This is a genomic window from Pseudoalteromonas sp. Angola-4 (genome assembly GCF_028599265.1).
Lineage (GTDB): Bacteria > Pseudomonadota > Gammaproteobacteria > Enterobacterales > Alteromonadaceae > Pseudoalteromonas > Pseudoalteromonas atlantica.
This window is the reverse complement of the sequence record NZ_JAQREK010000005.1, coordinates 26,533-49,907: the sequence shown is the minus strand read 5'-3', so window position 1 is coordinate 49,907 and position 23,375 is coordinate 26,533. Positions and strand designations below refer to the sequence as shown.

19 protein-coding genes are annotated in these 23,375 nt (G+C 40.9%); 14 read left to right on the top strand and 5 right to left on the bottom strand.

The features are described from left to right. Window positions 1–102 precede the first annotated feature (102 nt). The 7 genes from cmk to PSH48_RS08315 all read left to right on the top strand — a co-directional run bounded on the left by cmk (window position 103) and on the right by PSH48_RS08315 (window position 5,588). Window positions 103–813 (top strand): (d)CMP kinase, encoded by a 711-nt coding sequence (gene cmk, locus PSH48_RS08345; RefSeq protein ID WP_004587870.1) that lies wholly within the window; start codon window positions 103–105, stop codon window positions 811–813. A gap of 95 nt (window positions 814–908) precedes the next feature. Continuing rightward, entirely contained in the window at window positions 909–2,576 is a 1,668-nt protein-coding gene (gene rpsA / locus PSH48_RS08340) for a 30S ribosomal protein S1 (RefSeq protein ID WP_004587871.1), read from the top strand. A 65-nt stretch (window positions 2,577–2,641) separates the two neighbouring features. Beyond that, window positions 2,642–2,929 (top strand): integration host factor subunit beta, encoded by a 288-nt coding sequence (gene ihfB / locus PSH48_RS08335; protein ID WP_004587872.1) that lies wholly within the window; start codon window positions 2,642–2,644, stop codon window positions 2,927–2,929. Window positions 2,930–2,950: 21 nt separating this feature from the next. Beyond that, window positions 2,951–3,232 carry a lipopolysaccharide assembly protein LapA domain-containing protein gene (locus PSH48_RS08330; protein WP_004587873.1) on the top strand — a complete coding sequence of 94 codons (282 nt, stop codon included), beginning with the start codon at window positions 2,951–2,953 and terminating at the stop codon, window positions 3,230–3,232. 2 nt (window positions 3,233–3,234) lie between these two features. Further along, window positions 3,235–4,371 carry a lipopolysaccharide assembly protein LapB gene (lapB, locus tag PSH48_RS08325; RefSeq protein WP_004587874.1) on the top strand — a complete coding sequence of 379 codons (1,137 nt, stop codon included), beginning with the start codon at window positions 3,235–3,237 and terminating at the stop codon, window positions 4,369–4,371. Window positions 4,372–4,417: 46 nt separating this feature from the next. Next, window positions 4,418–5,122 (top strand): orotidine-5'-phosphate decarboxylase, encoded by a 705-nt coding sequence (gene pyrF / locus PSH48_RS08320; RefSeq protein WP_273586578.1) that lies wholly within the window; start codon window positions 4,418–4,420, stop codon window positions 5,120–5,122. A 91-nt stretch (window positions 5,123–5,213) separates the two neighbouring features. Beyond that, window positions 5,214–5,588: a hypothetical protein gene (locus PSH48_RS08315; protein WP_004587876.1), complete on the top strand. Its 375-nt coding sequence runs from the start codon at window positions 5,214–5,216 to the stop codon at window positions 5,586–5,588. 249 nt (window positions 5,589–5,837) lie between these two features. On the opposite strand, the gene PSH48_RS08310 is transcribed toward PSH48_RS08315, so the two are convergent. Both PSH48_RS08310 and PSH48_RS08305 read right to left on the bottom strand, forming a co-directional pair. Beyond that, window positions 5,838–6,668 (bottom strand): CvfB family protein, encoded by an 831-nt coding sequence (locus PSH48_RS08310; protein WP_273586579.1) that lies wholly within the window; start codon window positions 6,666–6,668, stop codon window positions 5,838–5,840. A 2-nt stretch (window positions 6,669–6,670) separates the two neighbouring features. Next, window positions 6,671–7,996: a DEAD/DEAH box helicase gene (locus PSH48_RS08305; RefSeq protein ID WP_273586580.1), complete on the bottom strand. Its 1,326-nt coding sequence runs from the start codon at window positions 7,994–7,996 to the stop codon at window positions 6,671–6,673. A 198-nt stretch (window positions 7,997–8,194) separates the two neighbouring features. Between PSH48_RS08305 and trhO the strand changes: the two genes are divergently transcribed. The 5 genes from trhO to PSH48_RS08280 all read left to right on the top strand — a co-directional run bounded on the left by trhO (window position 8,195) and on the right by PSH48_RS08280 (window position 16,297). After that, window positions 8,195–9,202, top strand: a complete 1,008-nt coding sequence (trhO, locus tag PSH48_RS08300) for an oxygen-dependent tRNA uridine(34) hydroxylase TrhO (RefSeq protein WP_138685112.1) — start codon at window positions 8,195–8,197, stop codon at window positions 9,200–9,202. A gap of 254 nt (window positions 9,203–9,456) precedes the next feature. Then, window positions 9,457–10,473 carry an efflux RND transporter periplasmic adaptor subunit gene (locus tag PSH48_RS08295; RefSeq protein WP_264389579.1) on the top strand — a complete coding sequence of 339 codons (1,017 nt, stop codon included), beginning with the start codon at window positions 9,457–9,459 and terminating at the stop codon, window positions 10,471–10,473. Window positions 10,474–10,475: 2 nt separating this feature from the next. Then, complete coding sequence (locus PSH48_RS08290) at window positions 10,476–13,556, top strand: efflux RND transporter permease subunit (RefSeq protein ID WP_273609516.1); 3,081 nt, start codon at window positions 10,476–10,478, stop codon at window positions 13,554–13,556. Between the two features lie 137 nt (window positions 13,557–13,693). Then, window positions 13,694–15,589, top strand: coding sequence for a DUF294 nucleotidyltransferase-like domain-containing protein (locus PSH48_RS08285; protein ID WP_004587882.1), 1,896 nt, complete (start codon window positions 13,694–13,696; stop codon window positions 15,587–15,589). Window positions 15,590–15,592: 3 nt separating this feature from the next. Continuing rightward, the gene (locus PSH48_RS08280; RefSeq protein ID WP_064385440.1) at window positions 15,593–16,297 is read left to right on the top strand and encodes a 3'-5' exonuclease; all 705 of its coding nucleotides are present in this window, start codon (window positions 15,593–15,595) and stop codon (window positions 16,295–16,297) included. A gap of 123 nt (window positions 16,298–16,420) precedes the next feature. Here the strand turns inward: PSH48_RS08280 and PSH48_RS08275 are convergent, their stop codons facing one another. After that, window positions 16,421–18,001 carry a BCCT family transporter gene (locus tag PSH48_RS08275; protein ID WP_273586582.1) on the bottom strand — a complete coding sequence of 527 codons (1,581 nt, stop codon included), beginning with the start codon at window positions 17,999–18,001 and terminating at the stop codon, window positions 16,421–16,423. Between the two features lie 435 nt (window positions 18,002–18,436). Between PSH48_RS08275 and egtB the strand changes: the two genes are divergently transcribed. Further along, window positions 18,437–19,711 (top strand): ergothioneine biosynthesis protein EgtB, encoded by a 1,275-nt coding sequence (gene egtB, locus PSH48_RS08270; RefSeq protein WP_273586583.1) that lies wholly within the window; start codon window positions 18,437–18,439, stop codon window positions 19,709–19,711. Beyond that, window positions 19,708–20,682, top strand: a complete 975-nt coding sequence (gene egtD / locus PSH48_RS08265; RefSeq protein WP_138578095.1) for an L-histidine N(alpha)-methyltransferase — start codon at window positions 19,708–19,710, stop codon at window positions 20,680–20,682. Before egtB ends, egtD begins: the two co-directional genes overlap by 4 nt. 4 nt (window positions 20,683–20,686) lie before the next feature. Here egtD and PSH48_RS08260 read toward each other — a convergent pair whose 3' ends face one another. Next, window positions 20,687–21,526 carry a PhzF family phenazine biosynthesis protein gene (locus PSH48_RS08260; RefSeq protein WP_273586584.1) on the bottom strand — a complete coding sequence of 280 codons (840 nt, stop codon included), beginning with the start codon at window positions 21,524–21,526 and terminating at the stop codon, window positions 20,687–20,689. Further along, the gene (gene asnB, locus PSH48_RS08255) at window positions 21,510–23,183 is read right to left on the bottom strand and encodes an asparagine synthase B (RefSeq protein ID WP_024034109.1); all 1,674 of its coding nucleotides are present in this window, start codon (window positions 23,181–23,183) and stop codon (window positions 21,510–21,512) included. Before asnB ends, PSH48_RS08260 begins: the two co-directional genes overlap by 17 nt. Between the last annotated feature and the right edge of the window lie 192 nt (window positions 23,184–23,375).

Here is a 23,375-nt window from a genome sequence, read left to right as displayed (position 1 = left end):
TTATAAATAATTATAAAAAGTTACACACTAAAGCGGATCTATTTGCAGAAGTGACGTATAATATCGCGGTTTTATTTAGGTGTGCATTGCAGGAGGTTTTAAATGCAGGCGTTATTAATGCCCGTAATCACCGTTGATGGCCCAAGTGGTTCAGGTAAAGGAACTGTTTGTCGCTTGTTAGCCGACAAATTGGGGTGGGATGTATTGGATAGCGGCGCAATTTACCGTGTATTATCCCTTGCCGCACTTCATCACCAAATAGCATTAGACAACGAAGAAGCGCTTGTCCCGCTTGCTGCAAACTTAGATGTGCAGTTTTTGGTTGATAGCCAAACTAATGCTGGAAAAGTTATTTTAGAAGGCGAAGATGTAACCTCGACAATTCGTAATGAAGAGGTTGGGGCAGCTGCTTCAAAAGTGGCTGCATTACCGCGTGTACGTGAAGCGCTACTTCGACGCCAGCGTGCGTTTAAAACCGAACGGGGCTTAATTGCTGATGGCCGAGATATGGGCACCGTGGTTTTTCAAGACGCACCATTAAAAATATATTTAACCGCTAGTGCACAAGAACGCGCGCGCAGACGTTATGTTGAGTTGAATGAGCGCGGCCTTGATGTTACACTAAGTGGTCTATTACAGGACATTCAAGCTCGTGATGAGCGCGATATGAATCGCACCGTTGCGCCGCTTGTTCCTGCTGATGATGCAATTGAAATAGACACAAGCGAGCTTAACGCTCAGCAAGTGTTTGATAAAGTTATAACTTTAGTAGATATTGCTATCTCACAAGGCAAGCTTCCTAAACGAAGCTAAACACATTTTATGCACCAGCAGGACGCCAGTGCTATTTTAACAACCCCATGCAGCATGGTTGCTTATTGGTATTAATATATGAGACGTATATTCGTATGTCAGAAAATTTTGCGCAGTTATTTGAAGAAAGCTTAAAGGGTTTTGAAGCAGAGCAAGGCTCTATTGTTAAAGGTACAGTAATCTCTATCGAGAATAACATTGTACTTGTAGATGCTGGTCTTAAATCAGAAAGTGCTATCCCTGCAGAGCAGTTCAAAAATGCTGCTGGTGAACTAGAAGTTGCTGTAGGCGACGAAGTAGATGTTGCACTAGATGCAATCGAAGACGGTTTCGGTGAAACTATCCTTTCTCGTGAGAAAGCGAAGCGTCACGAAGCGTGGATCCGTCTTGAGAAAGCATGTGAAGAGCAAGAGACTGTTACTGGTGTTATCAACGGTAAAGTTAAAGGCGGTTTCACAGTTGAAGTTGATTCAATCCGTGCTTTCCTACCTGGTTCACTTGTTGATGTTCGTCCAGTACGTGACACAACTCACCTTGAAGGCAAAGAGCTTGAATTTAAAGTAATCAAGCTTGACCAAAAACGTAACAACGTTGTTGTTTCACGTCGTGCAGTTATCGAATCTGAAAACTCACAAGAACGTGAAGAGCTTCTTGCTAACCTTGTTGAAGGTCAAGAAGTTAAAGGTATCGTTAAGAACCTTACTGACTACGGTGCATTCGTTGACCTTGGTGGTGTTGATGGTCTACTACACATCACTGATATGGCGTGGAAGCGTGTTAAGCACCCTTCAGAAATCGTTAATGTTGGCGACGAAATCGCAGTTAAAGTTCTTAAATTCGACAAAGATAAAACTCGTGTATCTCTAGGCCTTAAACAGCTTGGCGAAGATCCATGGGCAGCTATCGCTGGTCGTTACCCAGAAGGTTCTAAGCTTTCTGGTCGTGTAACTAACCTTACTGATTACGGTTGCTTCGTAGAAATCGAAGAAGGCGTTGAAGGTCTAGTTCACGTTTCTGAAATGGATTGGACTAACAAGAACATCCACCCTTCAAAAGTTGTTTCACTAGGTGACACTGTTGAAGTTATGGTTCTTGAAATCGACGAAGAACGTCGTCGTATTTCTCTTGGTCTTAAGCAATGTATTGCTAATCCTTGGCAGGAATTTGCTCGTCTACAAAACAAAGGCGACCAAGTTACTGGTAAGATCAAATCAATCACTGACTTCGGTATCTTTATCGGTCTTGACGGTGGTATTGATGGTCTTGTACACCTTTCAGACATTTCTTGGAACACGCCTGGCGAAGAAGCTGTACGTGAATTCAAGAAAGGCGACGAAATCACTGCTATCGTATTGCAAGTTGACCCAGAGCGTGAACGTATCTCTCTAGGTGTTAAGCAAATCGAAGCTGACCCGTTCAATAACTACCTTGATGCAAACAAAAAAGGTGCTATTGTTAAAGGTAAAGTGACTGAAGTTGATGCGAAAGGCGCAACTGTAGAGCTTATCGAAGGCGTTGAAGGTTACATCCGTGTAGCTGATATCGCTCAAGAGCGCGTTGAAGATGCAACAACTGTTGCTTCTGTAGGCGACGAAATCGAAGCTAAATACGTTGGCGTTGATCGTAAGAACCGCACTTTAAGCTTATCTGTTAAAGCTCTTTTCGAAGCAGAAGAGAAAGAAGTACTAGAGAAGCTTAAGAAAGAAGAGCCAGTGTTTGAAAACGCAATGGCAGCTGCTTTCGCAAATGCACAAAAAGACTAATTACTAATTAGTTTTTAATTGGAAGGGCAGTTTTGCCCTTCCACTATTCTCTTTAAGGAAACGCTATGACTAAGTCAGAACTGATAGAAACACTTGCCGAACAGCACGCACACGTCCCAGTGAAAGATGTTGAAAATGCAGTAAAAGAAATTCTTGAACAAATGGCCGGCTCATTATCTACTTCAGATCGTATTGAGATCAGAGGTTTTGGTAGTTTCTCTTTGCATTACCGCGCTCCTCGCACAGGTCGTAATCCTAAGACTGGCGATACAGTAGAGCTTGATGGTAAGCATGTACCTCATTTTAAACCAGGCAAAGAATTACGCGACCGCGTAAACGAGAGTATTGCCTAGTTAACCAGTTGGAGTAGTTACTTGTTTAAGGTATTAAAAATTATTCTGGTTGTACTATGCCTATTTTGCGCATTTTTATTGGGTTCTCAAAATCCACAATTAGTACAAATCAATTATATTATTGCCAGTAATACCTTGCCACTCGCTGTAATAATAAGTATCTGCTTTATACTGGGTGTAATAATAGGGTGTTTTATTAGCTTTAAATTGTTTTCTAAATTAAAGTGGCAAAATTACCGCTTAAAAAAACAATTAGCGCCAGAAAAAAATAATAGTAAGCTTATTGCTAATAAAGACACCTAATCATGATTGAGCTTTTGTTTTTACTACTGCCTGTTGCTGCCGGTTATGGCTGGATTATGGGCAAAAATAGTGCAAAAAACCAAGCTCATCAACTCAACCGCCAAATCACTTCAGAATACAGTAAAGGCTTAAAGTTTTTACTAGACAGAGAAGAAGATCAGGGCTTAGAGCACCTAATAAACCTATTAGAAGTGGCTGCTGACTCTGTTGACCACTACTCAACTCTTGCTACCATGTTTCGCCGAAGAGGTGAGCTTGACCGCGCAATAAAAATTCATGAACTCCTTTTAAAACACCCAAGTTTAAATGAACAACAAGCCGCAGCTAGCCGTCTAGAATTAGCCGAAGATTATATTATGGCCGGCTTATTAGACGGTGCAGAAGAGCATTTAGTGTGGCTTGTTAAAGCTGGGCATGAACAAGCACTTGACCCAATTATTACTTTATACTCGCAAACCCGAGAGTGGGAAAAGGGCATTAATATGTTCGAAGCCCATAGTGAGTTATTCGTTAAAGAGCAGCATTTTAAAGCAATTGCTAATTTTTACAGCGAAGCTGCCTTAAGCGAAAATAAACCGCAATTAATGAACAAAGCCATTAGCTTAAATTACAAAGCGGTTCGCCCTTTGTACGAATTAGGGTTATCGGCTTACACAAGTGAAGACTACGTAAAAGCAATTTACTATTGGCGTGAACTCGTTTGCCAATTTACGTTATTTGCGCCTTTGTTTATTGACCAGCTTGCACATAGTTATAAGCAGTTAAATTTAACACATCAGTTTCATGATTTATTATGTGACTTGCTCGATAAAGGTGGGGTGCTAATAAAAATAAAACATTGCCAAGCACTGTTAGAGCAAGGAAATACTAAACAGGCATTTGAGTTTTTAACCGACAGCTTAAAACGTCAGCCTACAATTCGAGGTTTTAGTTTTTTACTACAGCTAATGGGTGATAAAAATCCAAATACCAAAGAAGTACTTGATGAAATTGATAAGCTAGTTACGTCGTATATAGCTACAAAACCAGACTTTCAATGCCAACATTGTGGTTTTACAAGCCACACTATTTATTGGAACTGCCCATCTTGTAAACATTGGGAAACCATTGTGCCAAGTAGAGGCCTAGACGGATTTTAATAACCCCCAACTATTTATAACTTTACTGCCATTCATTAGGATAGTTATGTCTTTAGAAGATACAAAAAAAGTTCTTATTGCCCTAGATTACGATTCACAAGACGCGGCTCTTAATTTTGTAAAAAAACTCTCACCAGATACGTGTCGCTTAAAAGTAGGTAAAGAAATGTTTACTTATTTTGGCCCTGCATTCGTTAAACAGTTAATCGATTTAGGCTTTGACGTATTTTTAGATTTAAAATTTCATGATATCCCTAATACAGTGGCAAAAGCGGTCACCGCAGCGGCTAATATGGGCGTTTGGATGGTAAACGTTCATGCATCAGGTGGTTTTGAAATGATGAATAAGGCAAAGCAGGCACTTGAAAAGTTTGGTGATAAAGCACCTTTATTAATAGCAGTGACAGTGCTAACCAGCATGGACGAAGCTGAACTAAAGCGTTTGGGTGTTGAAAAATCAGCGCAAGATCAAGTTATTCATTTAGCTAAATTAACAAAAGAAGCAGGGCTTGATGGCGTAGTATGTTCTGCCCAAGAAGCGAAAGCGCTAAAAGCACAATTAGGTAGCGAGTTTAAGCTAGTTACTCCAGGCATTCGTCCGGCTGGTAGTGATGTGGGTGACCAAAAACGCATTATGACACCTAAGCAAGCTATTGAAGCGGGTAGCGATTACTTAGTGATTGGTAGACCGATCACACAATCGTCAGATCCGGTACAAACTTTAACTGATGTTAATAAATCACTAGTTTAAGTTAACAAAAAGCAATTATTTAGTGCTAAACCCCTTTTATGAATACATTTTTATGCTACATTAGTACTAAGAATGCAGTAAGGGGTTTATTTTGAAGTTAATTTTTGGATCTATTTTAATTGTTGTTGCAGGTTTTTCAGTAAATAAATATGTTTTTTCTAGTAAAGCTTATGATGGAGTAGCGACGATTACTGACTTAGTCGCAAATTACCCTGTCGATTTATTTGAATTTAAGCAAACCATGCATGGCTACGCACACCACTTATGCTATAAAAATGAAGAGCGCTTAACGCGCCAAAACGTAACTACGTCAGATTGCATTTCAAATCACGACGACAAACAAAGTGAATGTGAAAATAAAGTATTTAGGCTGGCGCCACTCAGTTTAGAAACCAAAGCTGAGATACTTGATTATTCAAAGCAATATACAGAATGTACGTTGCCGTATAAGCGTATTATGGGCTAATGCCTGTTAGTAATTCCCTAATTATTTTTGAAGGGTAAACCTAGTGTTAGGTTTGTTTAAAAAATTTTATTTACGCGAAGGTGAGGGCAGAGAATAGGGCAATATAAGTACCATTAGCGATAATAGCTAAATAACTTTTTTGTTCATCAAAACGTTTTATCATCTATGAATAATCATTTAATTAAACTATTTAGAAAAAATTTAATTATAAGCGCCAACATAATGTTAGCGCTTATAAAAAGTGTACAACTATTTTAAGCGGATAGATTTGGCTTCTATGTCTATCAAGCCTTGCTTAAATAAACCACCAATAGCTTTTTTGTAGTTAGCTTTACTGGTTGAAAATACTTTTTTGATAAGCTCAGGCTCAGATTTATCACCAATGGCTAGTATGCCGCCTTCGTTTTTAAGCTTTTCCATTATTTTATCGCCAAGTTCACTTACTTTACCCATGCCTGGCTTTTCAAGTATAACGTCGATTTTTCCGTCTTCTCGTACTTTTTGAACAAACCCTTTAAGCTTTTGCCCTACAAATAAGTTTTTAAATACCATGTTGTAAAACACAACACCAAAGTGAGACTCTTCAATAAGCACTTTGTAGCCAATATCTGTTTTACCAGCAACAATTAAATCAACTTCTTGAAGATGAGTGTACTTAGGCTCATCTTTTGATAAAAAGCGATTAAAGTTGCTTGATGCACAAATACGTTGGCTCGCATTATCTAAATATAAGCGAACTAAGTAAGAATGACCTTCTTGCATACGTGGTTTTTGCTCGTTAAATGGAGCTAAAACATCTTTCTCTAGTCCCCAATCTAAAAAAGCGCCAATGCTATTTATTTCTTTAACACGAAGCAGTGCGTATTCACCTACTTGGGCATGGGGTTTTTTTACTGTTGCTGTAGGTAAATTGGCATTATCTAAAAAGATAAAAACGCTTATGCTATCGCCAGCTTCAAGTTCATCTTTAATTTCGTGTTTTGGTAAAAACACTTCCCCTAAATCGTGGCCATCAAGGTAAGCACCTTCATTGCTCACTTCTTTTACAAATAAGGTTTGTGTTGTTCCTAGGTAACTCATAATTATTCCTGCTCAGGCTTTTTTTTACGGCGCATTGGTGAATTGCCATCAATGTTCATCGGGGCTTTTATAGGTGCAGCTGGTTTTTTAGGTTTTGCCTTGCGTTTAACTTGCGGCTTTTTCACCTGTGCAACTTTTTTAGTTTTTACAGCAGCTGTTGCAGGCTTTTTCTCTTTTATACCTTTAAATTTAGCTTTAAGGCCATCCACGCTTGCAAAAACCAGCTCGTCGTTCAAAAACGACTTAATTGCTAAGTAGCTTGCCCAGTCTTTAGGGCCTACTAGCGATAATGCATTACCTTTAAATCCGGCGCGGCCTGTACGACCTATGCGGTGTACATACTCTTCAGCGTGTTTTGGTAAATCAAAATTGATTACATGCGTTACACTTAATAAGTCCAATCCTCGCGAAGCAACATCAGTGGTGATCAAAATTTTAAAGTTTTCGCGGCTAAACGAGTCCATGATCTCAAGGCGTTTGCTCTGTGTTAAATCGCCAGCTAAAGCCACCGATTTAAAAGCTTTTGCATTTAATGCTTCACTTAAACGGCTGGTATCGGCACGGGTTGCTGTAAATATAATACATTGGCCAACATCATCTTGTTTTAAAAAATGCTCAAGTAACGCTTCTTTATGATCAAGGTGATCGGCTAAATAGAGTGTTTGTTTAATATCACTGTGTTGCTCGTTAGCGGCGCTCAGTGTAATTTGTTTTGGCTTTTTTAATAAATTACGCGAAAGGGCATCTACTTGAGCGTGATCTAGTGTCGCTGAAAACAACAATGTTTGGCGCAAGCGGTGATTAGCTTGCTCGTTAATCATTTTCAGCTGTTCAGTAAAACCTAAGTCTAAAATACGGTCGGCTTCATCAAAAATTAATAGCTCTAACCCGCTTAATTGTAATGAGCGTTTTGTGATGTGATCGGCCAAACGCCCAGGGGTTGCCACAACAAAGTGCGGGTCGTTACGAAGGGCTTTAATTTGATCGTTAAAGTTCTCGCCACCGAGTATTTTTACAGCTTTAATGTTTGTGCCCGCAATTAATAAACGCAATTGCGTAAATACTTGCGTTGCAAGCTCACGGGTTGGTGCAACGATGAGGACACGTGGATCGCGTTTACTGAGCGCTTTTTGTTTCATAACTCGCTGAACAGCAGGTAATAAAAACGCTAATGTTTTGCCCGACCCAGTTTTAGACTGAGCAAAAATGTCATGCCCTGCAAGTGCGGTAGGCACTGCATGTGCTTGAATATCTGTGGGCTGGGTGATCCCTTGATGTGCTAATTGTGTTTCAAGGCGAGTATCAATCCCAAGATCAGTAAAGTGCAAAGTCGTGTTCTCCAATGTGCAACTTAAATTAATGGCCGCATTATAGCTTACACAAGGGTTATGCCGACAGTAAAAACCATTCTAACGCGCTATTTTTTGCAATTAATTATAAAAAGCGTAAAATACGCGCCCCATATGCGCCGGATTTACGATTCGGTAAACGCCACTTAAGGCTATCAAAGCAAAATAGGAAGTAAAATGACTGCTGTTCATAAAGATGATGTAACAAACGAGCACTTTGTAGTGTGTGCAATGTACAAATTTGTAGGTTTGCCAAATTTTGAAGCGCTACGTAAACCCCTTTTAGATGTGATGGAAGCAAACGAAGTACGCGGTACTTTATTGCTTGCGGCTGAAGGTATTAACGGTACTGTATCAGCTAAGCGCGAAGGAATAGATAACTTACTTGCGTGGTTAGACACACAAGAAAACCTAAAAGACATAGTGACTAAAGAATCATTCGATGATGAATGCCCGTTTTACCGCACTAAAGTAAAGCTAAAAAACGAAATTGTTACAATGGGCGTTGAAGGGGTTGACCCACTAAAAGTAGTGGGAAGCTATGTTAAGCCTAAAGAGTGGAATGCATTAATATCAGACCCTGAAGTGATTTTGATTGATACACGTAACGATTACGAAATTGAAATTGGCACTTTTCAAAATGCAGTCGATCCTAATACCAAAACTTTCCGAGAGTTCCCTCAATGGGCTAAAGAAAATTTAGACCCAGAAAAACACAAAAAAGTAGCCATGTTTTGTACCGGTGGTATTCGCTGCGAAAAATCAACGGCTTACATGAAAGAGCAAGGGTTTGATGAAGTTTACCATCTTGAAGGCGGTATTTTAAAATACCTAGAAGAAGTGCCAAAAGAAGAAACAATGTGGGAAGGTGAGTGTTTTGTTTTTGATAATCGTGTAGCAGTAAATCATGATTTACAAAAAGGCTCTTACGATCAATGTCATGCGTGTCGTATGCCGATTACAGAAGAAGAAAAGCAAAAGCCAGAATACATGGAAGGTGTTTCGTGTCATCACTGTATTGATAATGTAACCGATGAGCAACGTGCTCGTTTTGCTGAGCGTCAAAAGCAAATAGAATTAGCACAAGCACGTGGTGAAGGGCACATTGGTAATGAAGCGCAAGCGGTTTTACAACAACGTAAAGAAGCTAAAAAAGCACAAAAAGAAGCCCAGCGCGGTAAATAATCTTTAACTACCTATTATCTACATAGCCCAGTTTATACTGGGCTTTTTTATTTATATAGCCACTTTTTAGTTTAATCCTGCCTGTATTTGTATAAATGCTTAGTCTTTAGGCGCCTTTTTTCAAAGATTAATTGGTATTACCAATTTAATTTCATCTTGTAGTTTTGCTAATTTATCGTTCTATCCTACCTATTGATCAATCAGCTGTTAGACTTCGTAAGGTAATGGAAATAATAATTAATTAAGGTGTTACTTTGAAATCGCAAAACTTTTTAATCGGTGTGCTTAGTTCGCTGCTGTTTTTCAGCGTTCCTGCAATGAGCGCGAACGTTGTTGTACAAAAAATTGCCCTCGAAAGTGCTAAACAACAAGTGCAAGCGGTAGGAAATACAGAGGCAATACATTCGGTTGTAATGTACCCCGCAGTAGGCGATAGAGTAACAGGCGTTTTTTTTAAGCCAGGTGATAAAGTAAAAAAAGGCGATACTTTACTCGAACTTGATTCTCGTAGGCAAAAAGCAGCGCTTGATGAGGCTAAAATTAAACTTGCCGACACCCAGCGAATACTAAAACGATTAGAACAAAGTCAGGCCAAAGGCGCAGTGCCTAAAAGCGATGTTGATGATGCTAAAACCGTTGTAGAGCTTGCCAAAGTCACTCTCATACAGGCCCAAACTGAGCTTGAAGACAGAAAAGTAATTGCGCCAATAAATGGCATTATGGGTTTAACAGATGTTGAGGTAGGCGATAGAATAACCGAGCAAACACCCATTGCCACAATAGATGACACAACAAGCCTGTACATAAATTTTAACGCACCGGAGTCGGCTATCAGTATGCTGCGTAATAAAAGCAGCTTAACGGTGTTTCCTTGGCAATCAGACACTGCCATTAACGCTGATATTGCCTATTTAGACTCACGCGTAGACCCACAAACTCGTACTTTACGTGTTAAAGCCAAGCTAAATAATGAAAAACAACAATTTTTACCTGGTATGAGCTTTAGAGTACATATTGAAGTGTTAGGCGAGCATTTTGCTGCAGTTCCTGAGGCTGCATTACTGTGGGGTGCAACAGGCCCGTATGTATGGACCAGCGTTGATAAAAAAGCCACACGTGTTGATGTAAAAATAGAGCAGCGCTTGGCGGGGCGATTATTGGTTTCTGGGCCGTTAAATAAAGGCGATATTTTAGTAATTGAAGGGGTACAACGCTTACGTGCAGGTCAAGAGCTAAGCTTTAATTTACCCGCGCAAGATACGCAGGAGTAGGTATGAAACAGCAACCTATGATGCAAGACTTACCCTCAATGGCGATTCGCCGCCCAGTACTTATTGTGGTGCTTAACTTATTAATTATTATTGCAGGTATTGCCGCTATTGCGGGTGTTGAAGTAAGAGAGCTTCCTGATGTAGATAGACCACGTATTACGGTTTCGGCGCCATTTCCTGGCGGCTCGCCTGAGACCGTTGATACCGAAGTAACCAGCAAATTAGAAGGCGCAGTAGCGCGTGTAAGTGGCGTTAAATCAATACGCGCACAAAGTGAAGAGGGAAATGCACGTATTGTGGTCGAATTTAGACCAGGCATAAATTTAGATGACGCCGCGAATGAAACGCGTGAGTCTGTTGCACGTGTAGAGCGAGACCTTCCAGAGGAAGTAGAGCGTGTTTCTATTATTAAAGCCGACAACGACGCCGAAGCAGTTGTATCTCTGACTGTTTCAAGTGAAAGTTTCTCGCTTGAAGCACTTACCGAGCGTGTAAATGTTGACTTAGCGCCGCAATTTTTAACTATTCCGGGTGTCGCAGATGTACGCTTAAACGGAGATAGAGAACGCGTATTAAGAGTACGAATAGACCCGCTAAAACTAAGTAGCTTTAATTTAACAGTGCCCGATGTAGCACAAGTGCTTAGCCAAGCACCGTTTGATGTGCCAGCAGGGAGTTTAAAGTCAAACGATCAGCAAATTATTGTACGTGCCGATGCAACCTCTATTACTCCAGATCAAGTTGGCGATATTATAATACAAGGCGATACCCGAATTAGTGATATTGCGGCTGTGTATTTTGGCCCTGCCGATCCGCGCTCTATGGTAAGGCTAAACGGTAAGCCCGTTATTGGTATGGAAATTATTCGACAAGCTCAATCAAATACAATTGAAATATCAGATGAAGTGCTCAAGCTTATTACAAGCATGCAAACGCGCTTTCCAGAAATGGAATTTACACTTACCTCCGATGACGCACAATTTATAAGAAGCTCAGTAGATGAAGTAATTTACTCTTTATTACTTACAGTATTGTTAGTGATTGTGACTTTGTGGGTATTTATTGGCTCTTGGCGCGCCACTTTAGTGCCTGCTTTTGCTATTCCTGTTGCCTTAATAGGTTCTTTAGCACTTATATGGGCACTGGGTTTTTCAATAAATATTTTAACCTTGTTGGCGCTTGTATTAGCCACAGGCTTAATTGTTGATGATGCCATAGTAGTAAGTGAAAATATTCAGCGCCAGCGGGGGCTAGGTTTAGGGCGTCGGGCAGCTGCTGTAATAGGCACGCGCGAGGTGTTTTTTGCTGTTGTAGCAACCACGGCTGTACTTGCCGCTGTATTTATACCTATTGCGTTTTTACCCTCTACTGCCGGTCGCTTATTTAGAGAGTTTGGTGGAGTACTTGCCGGTGCGGTAATTATATCAAGCTTTGTGGCACTTTCATTAGTGCCTGCTCTTACCTCCAAATTAAAGTTAAAGCAGGGCGGTTTTCACCCATTTGCTAAACTAGGCCATTGGTTGGGTGGTATTTATACAAAAACAATTCATAAAGTGCTTAACCATGCATGGCTTACGTTTGCGCTCTGTTTATTGGTTGCAGCAGGCTCAGGGGCGTTGTACGCCAGTTTAGACAGCGAGCTTTTGCCCACAGAAGACCGAGGAAAAATTCGTATATTTGCACGTGGCCCAGATGGTGTAGGGCTAAACTTTATGGATAGGCAAGCGATAAAAATGGAAGATATTTTACTTCCGTTTGTCGATAGCGGCGAAATTGAGTCTATTTATACTGTGGTAGGCCAATGGGACCCTAATATTGTGTTTATTACTGTGCCATTAAAGCATTGGGATGAGCGCCATTTTAGCCAACAAGAAATTATTAATAAGATACGCCAGCCACTTGGCGATATTCCAGGAGCACCGGCTTACCCAGGTGGGGCTAATAGTTTAAATTTACGAGGCCAAGGGGGAGGCGTTGAAATAGCGTTGCTTGGGCAAGATTATTTGCAAATATTTAAAGCGGCTCAGCAGTTTTCTGCGGCATTAGAAAAAGCCGTTCCTGAGGTGGCACCTGTGCGTATTTCTTATCAGCCATCGCAACCACAACTAAGAGTAAATATAGACAGACGCCGTGCACAAGAGCTCGGTGTATCGCTAGACGACATTGCCATTACCTTGCGCGCAGCAATAAATGGCGACGATGTAGAAGATTTAAACATTGGCGATCAGTCTGTGCCAATTATACTCCAAGCGCAAAACCAAACCATAAACAGTCCAAGTGATTTGGCTAATTTATACATCAGAGCGGGTAATGGCAGTTTAGTACCATTAAGTAGTGTGGCGTATATTTCTGAAGAAGGCGTGGCTGCAGAGCTTGAACGTCATGCCCAGCGCCGCTCTATAGAGCTCAGCATGGAGTTGCCAGAATCGTTAACCATTGCTGCTTTAGTAGAGCAAATAAAAACAGTGTCTGAGCAGTCGTTAGAGCCAGGTATTGCACTTGCGTTTAAAGGCGAAGCGCTAACGTATGAAGAAACATCCAGCGAAGTACTTGTAACTTATGTACTTGCTTTTTTAATTGTATTTTTAGTATTGGCTGCTCAATTTGAAAATGTAAATAGTGCCATTGTGGTTATGATAACCGTTCCCTTTGGTATTACCTCGGCCATATTAGCGCTTTATTTAACCGGCACATCGTTAAATATCTACTCTCAAATTGGTTTAGTGATGCTGATAGGCTTAATCGCTAAAAACGCAATTTTGCTTGTTGAATTTGCAGACCAATTACGCGATCAAGGTTTAACGGTCAGAAAAGCAGTTGAGCAAGCTGCGCTGGTACGTTTACGCCCAATTACGATGACCCTTATATCTACTCTACTTGGCGCATTGCCGTTAATTCTCTCTACAGGCGCAGGGGCTGAGGCCCGAAATGCAATTGGCTGGGTGGTGTTTGGCGGCTTAGCACTTGCGGTGTTGTTTACGCTTTACCTTACTCCGGTAATTTACTTAGGCTTAGCACGCTTTACCACGCCAAGGGGGGATGAATCTAAGCAGCTCGCACAAGAGCTTGAAAAAATAGACTAACCTTAAAGCCATGCCCAGCAACGTTTTTAAATTAAAAGTGTACTGGGCATGGTTATGGCTTGATTGGCACTACTTGTTTGTTAAGATAGCCACTTAAGCATATACATGCCTTTTTGTGTGGCCACAAGGAATTCCCAATGCAAGCCGAACAAGTTGAAATTGCGCAGTTTTTAGCGCAGCACCCGCCATTTGATGACTTACCGACAAACGCTTTAAACGAGCTTGCGCAACAAGTTGAGGTAGCTTACTACCGCTCGCAAACTGATATTTTAACGTTAGGCCAAGACATCGCTGATTTATTTATAATTCGCAGTGGCTCTGTGGAAATTTATCGTCGTAATAACGAGCTTTATAATCGCTTAGATGTGGGCGGTATTTTTGGCCAAATGGGCTTGTTGATGAATCGTAAAGTGCGCTTTCCTGCAAAGGCACTCGAAGACACCCTAGTGTACTGTATTAACTTTACGCTGTTTAACCGTTTTTGTGACGAGTTTGACGGCTTTGCTGATTATTTTGAAGCCGATGGCAATGTACGCCTTCGCCAAGCGTTAGTTGAGCAAGCCGACAGCAACGATTTAACAACCGCCAAAGTTAAGTCGCTCATTCATCGCGATGTGGTAACGCTAAGTACGCAAACCACCATACAGGATGTGGCTAAAGTAATGACAGAAGAAGCGGTATCTTCTGTGTTAGTTACCGATTTAGACAAACCAATAAGCGACGACCCAGAAGAAGACGATGGGCAAATTGTAGGCATTATTACCGACCGCGATATACGCACAAAAGTGGTAGCCGAAGGCCTTGGGCTTGATGTTACTGCAGATAAAATTATGTCGACTAATCTTGTACTGCTTGATTCAAATGCCTATGTATTTGAAGCCGTCCTTGCCATGCTGCGCGACAACTTGCACCACTTACCTGTGGTACAAAAGCGCCGACCTATTGGGGTTATTTCACTATCCGATATTTTAAGGTACGAGTCACAAAGTAGTTTACTCTTGGTACGCGGTATTTTAGCGCAGCAAACCATTGAAGATTTAGCACATTATGCGCGCCAGTTGCCCAATGTATTTGTACGTATGGTAAACGAAGATGCTAATTCACATATGATTGGTACGGCAATGGCGGTAATAGGGCGTACTTTTAAACAGCGCTTATTAGTACTGGCTGAAGAAAAATATGGCCCGCCGCCAGTACCTTACTGTTTTATAGCGTTAGGCTCTATGGCGCGAGATGAACAACTTATTGTAACAGATCAAGATAACGCGCTTATTTTGGATGACAATTACGATGATGAAAAACACAACGAGTACTTTCAAAATATTTCTGATTTTGTGTGTGATGGCTTAGCGCAATGTGGTTATACCTATTGCAGCGGTGAAATTATGGCCTCGTTTAAAAAATGGCGTAAAACACGCTCGCAATGGTTTGATCAATTCTCGCAGTGGATAGCCTTACCTAAACCACAAGCCCTACTTAACAGCTCAATATTCTTTGATTTAGATGGGGTGTGGGGTAAAACAAAATGGGCCGACGAGCTTAAAATTTTTATTGCTAAGCAAAGTAAACAAAACCGTGTGTTTTTAGCAAATATGGCCGCCAATGCCCGAAACCGCACACCGCCACTTGGGTTTTTTAAAGGCTTTGTGCTTGAGCACAACGGCCAGCATAAGCGTTCAATGAACTTAAAACGCAGAGGCACCGCGCCGCTTTCTGATGTGATAAGAGTGCATGCACTGGCGATAGGCTCTCGTAAGCAAAATTCGTTTGAACGCCTTGAAGATATTATTGAATCGCGCCTGTTACCTGAGGGTAAAGCACAAGATTTACGTGACGCGTTAGAATACATTGCCATGATGCGAATTCGCCATCAAGCATGGCAAATAGAGCAAGAAGAAGAGCCCGATAACGACATAGACCCGCATTTACTTTCGCCGTTTGAGCAACGCAACTTAAAAGAAGCGTTTGCCATACTCGAAAAAGCACAAAGCTACTTAAAGTTTAGTTACTCAGCCAATGCGGGTGTTAAGTAACGAATGGCTAAGCAATCGTATTTTGACTGGCAGGCTCATTATAAAACACTGGCTAACAACGCTAAAAATGAGCATTTAAAAGCGTTTTATCAGCACGCTTATGGTGATACGCACACGCCCATAAAAGACATTTCGTTTGTGGCTCTTGATTTTGAGACAACCGGTCTAAATAGTGAGGTAGACGATATAGTCAGTATTGGCTTAGTCCCTTTTACAATGCAAAGAGTATATTGCACACATGCTAAGCATTGGGTAGTGCAGCCTCGTAAAAGCTTAAGTGAGGAGTCGATTGTTATTCATGGTATTACGCATTCAGAAGTGGATGATGCTCCCGATTTAACCTCTCGACTAGGGCCGCTACTTAATGCACTTAGTGGTAAAGTCGTGGTGGTGCATTATGCAGCGATAGAGCGGCACTTTTTAAACAATGCATTACTTGCGAGAATTAACGAAGGGATCCAGTTTGCATTAGTCGATACCATGGAAATTGAGCAACGAGCACTGCGCGCCCGCCAAGGCTTAATAGGGCGTTTGTTTAATCAAAAGGTAGGCTCACTGAGACTCACAGATTGCCGCAGCCGATATTCTTTACCTGCCTATCATAATCACAATGCGCTAACTGATGCATTAGCCACAGCAGAGCTGTTAATTGCACAGCTGCAATATCATTACCGCGATGATACGCCATTGGCTGAATTACTAAGTTAAATCTATTTTTAAATTTTAGCGAGTGCAATACAGGTTTAAACTTATTAACCAAAGTTTAGCTTAGCCAATAAAAACGCCGCATATTATGCGGCGTTTTTTTATTGTTTACTGGCAAGCGACTAATTATTTAACAGCGCGAGGCTCAGTACGTAATCCTAATAATAGGCTTACACACATTAGTAGTAACACTAAAGTAAACGGAAGACCTGTTGAAACAGCACCCGCTTGTAATGCTTGAATCGCCTCTGTACCACCAATCCATAATAGAGCAGCAGCAATAGAGCCCTCAACCGTAGCCCAAAAGATCCGTTGTGGTACTGGCGCATCCACTTTACCGCCTGCTGTAATTGAGTCGATAACTAATGAACCCGAGTCAGAAGAGGTAATGAAAAACACTAATACTAAAACCACAGCTAGGAACGAAAGCACGCTCGACATAGGCAGTTCGTCTAGCATTTGGAACATCGCCATAGGTACATCGGTTAAACCGTTTACGCCTAAGCTACCTATACCTTGAACAACTTGGTCTATTGCAATGCCGCCGTAAATAGACATCCATAAAATAGTAACCGCAGTAGGAATTAATAATACAGCGATTAAAAACTCTCTAATAGTACGACCACGAGAAACACGCGCAATAAACATACCTACAAACGGTGACCACGAAATCCACCATGCCCAGTAAAATACAGTCCAACCGTGCATCCATGTTTCGTCTTCTCGGCCATGTGGGTTGCTCAGTGGAATAATATTTTCAACATAACCCATAACCGTATTTGGTACGTTACCGATTGCCACAGCAAAGCCAACTAAACCAACAAACAGGAGTAAGGCAAATGCAATGAGCATGTTTATATTACTAAGGACCTTTACGCCGCCATCAATGCCGCGTACTACTGAGATAATAGCCAGTAAGGTAACGCCAATAATAACCAATAATTGTGCGCCTACGCCGCCATCAGTTCCAAATACATGATTAATACCTGCAGAAGCCTGCTGTGCGCCTAAACCTAACGAGGTTGCAAGGCCAAATAAAGTGGCAAGCACGGCAAGAATATCAATAATATGACCAGGCCAACCCCAAGCTCTGTCGCCTAATAGTGGATAAAAAATTGAACGGATTGATAAAGGAAGACCTTTATTATAAGTAAAAAACGCAAGTGAGAGCGCTACAACGGCATAAATAGCCCATGGGTGAAGACCCCAGTGAAACATGGTTGCACCCATTGCTACTTTTGCAGCCTCAGGCGTATTTGCGGTTACATTAAGTGGGGTTTCGTACCAGCCGGTAAAGTAAGCTACAGGCTCTGCAACACCCCAAAACATTAACCCAATACCCATACCTGCGGCAAATAACATGGCAAGCCATGACATACGCGAGTGCGTTGGTTTCGCACCTTCTCCGCCTAAACGAATATTCCCATATGGCGATACAATTAATGCCAAACAAAATATAACAAAGAAGTTTGCTGCCCACATAAAAAACGCATCAAAGTTATTTATTATATCGAGCTTAATACCATCAAGCGTTGCTTTGGCTGTTTGCGCATCCGAAACGAGAATGGCGACTAAAAAGATGACAATCAAACCGGCACTAATACCAAAAACAGGATTATGTATATCAAATCCCCATTTTTGCACGTTATCTTGACCTACGGTGTAGTCCGTATTATCAATACTATACTTGTCATGATTTTCGCTCATGAATACCTCTTATGTTGTCCTAACAAGCCAGAGAGTTCCGGCATAACACTAAGTTAATTAGCCACACAGTAAGTTGCATTATTTACAATAAAACTTATTTGAGGACTAACTAAATTAATCGCTGATCATACCCTTAATAGTGTATGAGTTAAATCGTAAATGTAAAACTATTTGGTTATATATGCCTGATTACTTAGCGCTAAAAGCTATTTATCACTAAAAAGATAAGCTATTGTTAATTCAGTAAGTGTTAAAAATTAGTTTGTTATTAAACTAAAATTAAAGCAGCGCCACCAAACTCGTTTAGTCGTTAATACATTAGTCTACGTTTTAAATGGGTAGAGGGTTTGATTTAATCATTATGTAACATGCATAAAGGTAAAATCTGGGGTAGGCTTTATTTAATCGCAAAGAGTGAAAAGGACTAACTTTAATATGCTAAACACGAAAACGAATGAAGCGCACAGTACTGAAAAAATACACGCTCAATTTCAGTCAATTCGCCAACATAGTCTTACACTTATAAAAAACCTCAGCGCAGAAGATTGCCAACTACAAGCAATGGATGATGCAAGCCCAATGAAATGGCACTTAGCTCACACCACGTGGTTTTTTGAAACATTTTTACTTGCTAAGTATCTGCCTAACTACACGCTCTTTGATGAACAATTTAAGGTGCTTTTTAACTCCTACTATAACGGCATAGGTGAGCAGTTTAAGCGTGCTAATAGAGGATGTTTATCTCGCCCCAGTTTAGAGGTGGTGTTGCGCTACAGAGCCTATGTTGATAATGCGCTAAACGAGCTGCTTCAATTAGGCATTAACCAAACACTGTGCAATATTATAGAACTTGGGCTGAATCATGAGCAGCAACATCAAGAGCTCATGCTAATGGATATTAAATATAATTTTTCGGTTAATCCAAGCTTTCCTGCCTACAGCAAAACTCCAAATGACTTAATAAAGGTGAGTGATTCGCTAGGCACTTTAAAATATACCGAATTTAGCCAAAGCATAACCAATATAGGGGCTGATGCTAAAAACGGTTTTTCGTACGATAACGAACAACCTAAACATCAAGCCCTTATCCATGCGTTTAGTTTTGCTAACCGATTAGTAACTAATAGAGAGTACTTACAATTTATAGAGGCTGGCGGGTATAAAAACCCTTCATTTTGGTTAAGTGATGGCTGGGCTAATATAAACACCGAGCAACTTAGTCACCCTTTATACTGGCAGTATATTGACGGGCAGTGGTTTGAATTTACCCTATACGGACTGCAGCCTTTAAATTTAGATGCGCCAGTGAGCCATGTAAGTTATTTTGAAGCGGCAGCCTATGCTAACTTTGTTAATGCGCGCCTACCTACTGAGTTTGAATGGGAGTATGTAGCGCAGCAGCAAGCACTTAAGCAACAGCAAAACGATTTGCTTACGCCAAGTGTATGTAAAACCCCAGATGATATCTCGCAGTTAAGCGATACATGTTGGCAGTGGACTAATAGCGCCTATTTACCTTACCCAGGCTTTAAACCCTTTAGCGGAGCCGCAGGGGAATACAATGGTAAATTTATGAATAACCAAATGGTTTTGCGTGGCGGATGCGTGTTTACCCCAAAAGATCATTTAAGACAGACCTACCGTAACTTTTTTTATCCGCACCAAGCGTGGATGTGCAGCGGCATTAGACTAGCAAAGGACATACTATGAGCCAAGTAACAGCAATTAATCAGCAATCAATCACCGATCTAGACTTTTTAAATGATGTATTACATGGACTTGCTCAACAGCAAAAGTCGCTGCCGTGTAAGTATTTTTACGATGATAAAGGGGCGGCTTTATTCGAGCAAATAACCTCATTGCAAGAGTACTATGTTACCCGCACTGAACTTGCCATATTAGAAGATTACTCAAAAGCTATCGCTAATAAACTGCCTGAGAACCTATCAATTATTGAGCCTGGCTGTGGCTCGGGTAAAAAGGTCGCGTATTTACTCGCCCATATGAGCAATGTAAAAACCTTTGTTCCTTTTGAAATATCATCAGAGATGCTTAATTACTCGTTAGCGCATTTATCACCGTTATTTCCGGAGCTGGCCATTACGCCATTGCTAGGTGATTTTACCCATAGCCAAATGGTTAAGCAGTTAACAAAAGACACCGCCTTAGACAGCCAAACAAATTTAGTTTATTTTCCAGGCTCCACACTGGGTAACTTTGCGCCAGTAAAAGCCATTGAAATAATGAATAATTTCCACCGTTTATGTGGTGTTGATGGCTATGTATTAATAGGTATTGATTTAGTAAAAGAGCGACAAGTGTTACTTGATGCTTACGATGACAAAGCCGGCATTACCGCCGCCTTTAATAAAAACTTGCTCCAGCGTATAAATAACGAATTAAATGGCACGTTTATTTTAGATAATTTTAAACATGAATCGCGATTTAACGAAGTGCACAGCCGCATTGAAATGCATTTAGTGAGCAAGTGTAATCAAAGCGTAGTTATTAACGATAAGCAAATAGACTTTGTAGCGGGAGAGAGCATTCACACTGAAAACTCGCACAAATATACGCTTGAGTCGTTTAAAAATCTTGCTGCTCAGGCTAATTTATCGCTTGAACAAACATGGCAAGACGAGAAAAGCTACTTTGCACTTTGCCTACTAAGGCCAATGTAATAGCTTAACTTACAACTACCTGATTGCTGCTAAACGTATAGTTTAGCAGCGCGCCTTTTGGTGACTGCTGCAAAAGGGTTACTTTATTTAAACCATGTAGTCTAAAAATAAGTGGCGCAATAACCGACACGGCAGAGCCTGTAGCAGTATCTTCATTTACCCCAAATTGCGGCGCAAAATACCTAAAATACGCACTTGCGTTGTTTTTATTAATACTATGTATTTGCAGTGCAATTACCGCATTGTTATGCACATTTACTAAATGTGTAAAATTAACCTCTAAATGCTTTAAATCAGCCATGTTTTTAAACAGTACAACGGTATAGCCATTTTTATAAGCTGTTGAGTAAGTTGCTTTTATAGAGTGCGAAAACACATCACTAAGGCTGTTAACCTCATCACTCTTTTTAGAATTAATAGCCGCTAGCTGAAGTTGTACCCGGCCTGTAGCTCGCTTGATTTTAAACCGTTCTTTATCGTTTGAAATAAAGTGTGAAGGGCAAAAACCAAAGTGTGCTAATAAACATTTTGCAGCAGCAAGGGTGCCATGGCCGCAGCGCTTAATTTCTGATGTTTGGTTAAACCAGCGAATGTTACATACACGGTGAGAAATTTCATTTTCATTTAAAAAAACGCTAGCAGGGTGCTGCGAGTTTGATGCAATTTTTTGCATTACACGCGTACTTAACCCTTGCGTATAAATAACAATTAACGCACTTGAACCGGCTAAGTTATGCTGTGAACTAGAAAATACAGGAACTGAATAAAGGTGCTTTATATATCGCAACCTAGGCTGTTGTAGCCTACGTTGCGATAAAAGGGCGCGTTTAGCCTTTGCTTGCATACGCGTCGTTGTGAACGCCAGCAGCACGGCCTGAAGGATCAGCATTATTTTGAAATGATGCATCCCATGCAAGTGCTTCAGGGGTTGAACACGCAACCGACTTACCATGTGGTACACATTTAGCTGATGCATCACCTGGGAAGTGTGATTCAAAAATAGAGCGATAGTAATACGCTTCTTTAGAATCTGGCGTGTTAATAGGGTACTTAAACTTAGCGTTAGCAAGCTCTTGGTCGCTTACTTGCTCGTTTACAAACTCTTTTAACGTGTCTATCCAGCTGTAGCCAACACCGTCTGAGAATTGCTCTTTTTGACGCCACAGTACTTCTTCAGGCAGGTAGCCATCGAAGCCTTCGCGTAAAATGTGCTTTTCAATTTTGCCATCTTTACACATTTTTGCTTCAGGGTTGATACGCATAGCCACATCAACAAACTCTTTATCAAGAAACGGTACGCGTGCTTCTACGCCCCATGCAGCCATTGACTTATTGGCACGTAAACAGTCAAACATATGCAGCTTTGACACTTTACGGTTTAGCTCTTCATGAAACTCTTGTGCGTTTGGCGCTTTATGGAAGTATAAATAGCCACCAAATAGTTCATCAGCGCCTTCGCCCGATAATACCATTTTAATACCCATAGCTTTAATTTGGCGCGCCATTAAATACATTGGCGTTGAAGCACGGATGGTGGTTACATCGTACGTTTCAATGTGGTAAATAACCTCACGAAGCGCATCAATACCTTCTTGAATGGTAAAGTGAATAGGGTGATGTACTGTGCCAATCATATCCGCTACTTTTTGCGCAGCGGCTAAATCAGGTGAACCCTCAAGCCCAACAGAAAAAGAATGCAGCTTAGGCCACCATGCGTCACTTTCATCGTTATCTTCAATACGTTTAGCGGCAAAACGTTGCGTAATAGCCGAAATAACCGACGAGTCTAAACCGCCCGATAGCAATACGCCATACGGTACATCACACATTAGCTGGCGTTTTACAGCGCTTTCTAGCGCTTCTTTTACGTCTTGCGCTTGTGCGCTGTTATCTTTAACTGCATCAAAGGTTTCCCAATCGCGCTTATAATAAGGCGTTAGTTCACCATTTTTGCTGTATAGGTAGTGCCCTGGTGGAAACTCTTCAATGTGCTTACAAATTGGTGAAAGCGCTTTAAGCTCTGAGGCAACATAAAAATTACCATGCTCATCGTGGCCAGTATAAAGCGGAATAATACCAATGTGATCGCGGCCAATTAAGTACGCATCGTTTTCTTCATCGTATAAACAAAATGCAAAAATACCATTTAAGTCATCTAAAAACTCAGGCCCTTTTTGTTTGTATAACGCTAAAATAACTTCACAGTCTGATTGAGTCTGAAATTCAAAATCTACCTCTAGCTCTGCTGCCAGCTCTTTGTGGTTATAAATTTCGCCGTTAACCGCTAGAATATTTGTTTTTTCAGGGTTATATAATGGTTGTGCGCCGCTTGATACACCAACAATGGCTAAGCGTTCATGCACTAAAATCGCTTTTTCAGATGAATACACACCAGACCAATCTGGGCCACGGTGCCTTAGTAGTTTTGACATTTCAATTGCTTGGGTACGCAACTGAGTGGCGTTAGATTTAATATCTAATACACCAAAAATTGAACACATAGTAACTCCTCATTCCTATTATGTGTGCAGCAGGGCAACTTTGCTGTGCTGCGAAACCTTGTTTTATCAGAAATAATTACTCAAGTCACACTGCTTTTACAATTAATTAAGAATAATTTATGCACCAAGTGAAAAGTGCTCGCACCAAATTGGTGCGCCACGCACAAGTGCGGCTATATTTACAACACCTTT

Bases quoted from the DNA above. Each gene is read 5' to 3' on its own strand.
- cmk (WP_004587870.1), top strand. From the start codon at position 103: ATGCAGGCGTTATTAATGCCCGTAATCACCGTTGATGGCCCAAGTGGT.
- rpsA (WP_004587871.1), top strand. From the start codon at position 909: ATGTCAGAAAATTTTGCGCAGTTATTTGAAGAAAGCTTAAAGGGTTTT.
- ihfB (WP_004587872.1), top strand. From the start codon at position 2,642: ATGACTAAGTCAGAACTGATAGAAACACTTGCCGAACAGCACGCACAC.
- lapB (WP_004587874.1), top strand. From the start codon at position 3,235: ATGATTGAGCTTTTGTTTTTACTACTGCCTGTTGCTGCCGGTTATGGC.
- pyrF (WP_273586578.1), top strand. From the start codon at position 4,418: ATGTCTTTAGAAGATACAAAAAAAGTTCTTATTGCCCTAGATTACGAT.
- PSH48_RS08310 (WP_273586579.1), bottom strand. From the start codon at position 6,668: ATGAGTTACCTAGGAACAACACAAACCTTATTTGTAAAAGAAGTGAGC.
- trhO (WP_138685112.1), top strand. From the start codon at position 8,195: ATGACTGCTGTTCATAAAGATGATGTAACAAACGAGCACTTTGTAGTG.
- PSH48_RS08290 (WP_273609516.1), top strand. From the start codon at position 10,476: ATGAAACAGCAACCTATGATGCAAGACTTACCCTCAATGGCGATTCGC.
- PSH48_RS08285 (WP_004587882.1), top strand. From the start codon at position 13,694: ATGCAAGCCGAACAAGTTGAAATTGCGCAGTTTTTAGCGCAGCACCCG.
- PSH48_RS08280 (WP_064385440.1), top strand. From the start codon at position 15,593: ATGGCTAAGCAATCGTATTTTGACTGGCAGGCTCATTATAAAACACTG.
- PSH48_RS08275 (WP_273586582.1), bottom strand. From the start codon at position 18,001: ATGAGCGAAAATCATGACAAGTATAGTATTGATAATACGGACTACACC.
- egtB (WP_273586583.1), top strand. From the start codon at position 18,437: ATGCTAAACACGAAAACGAATGAAGCGCACAGTACTGAAAAAATACAC.
- egtD (WP_138578095.1), top strand. From the start codon at position 19,708: ATGAGCCAAGTAACAGCAATTAATCAGCAATCAATCACCGATCTAGAC.
- PSH48_RS08260 (WP_273586584.1), bottom strand. From the start codon at position 21,526: ATGCAAGCAAAGGCTAAACGCGCCCTTTTATCGCAACGTAGGCTACAA.
- asnB (WP_024034109.1), bottom strand. From the start codon at position 23,183: ATGTGTTCAATTTTTGGTGTATTAGATATTAAATCTAACGCCACTCAG.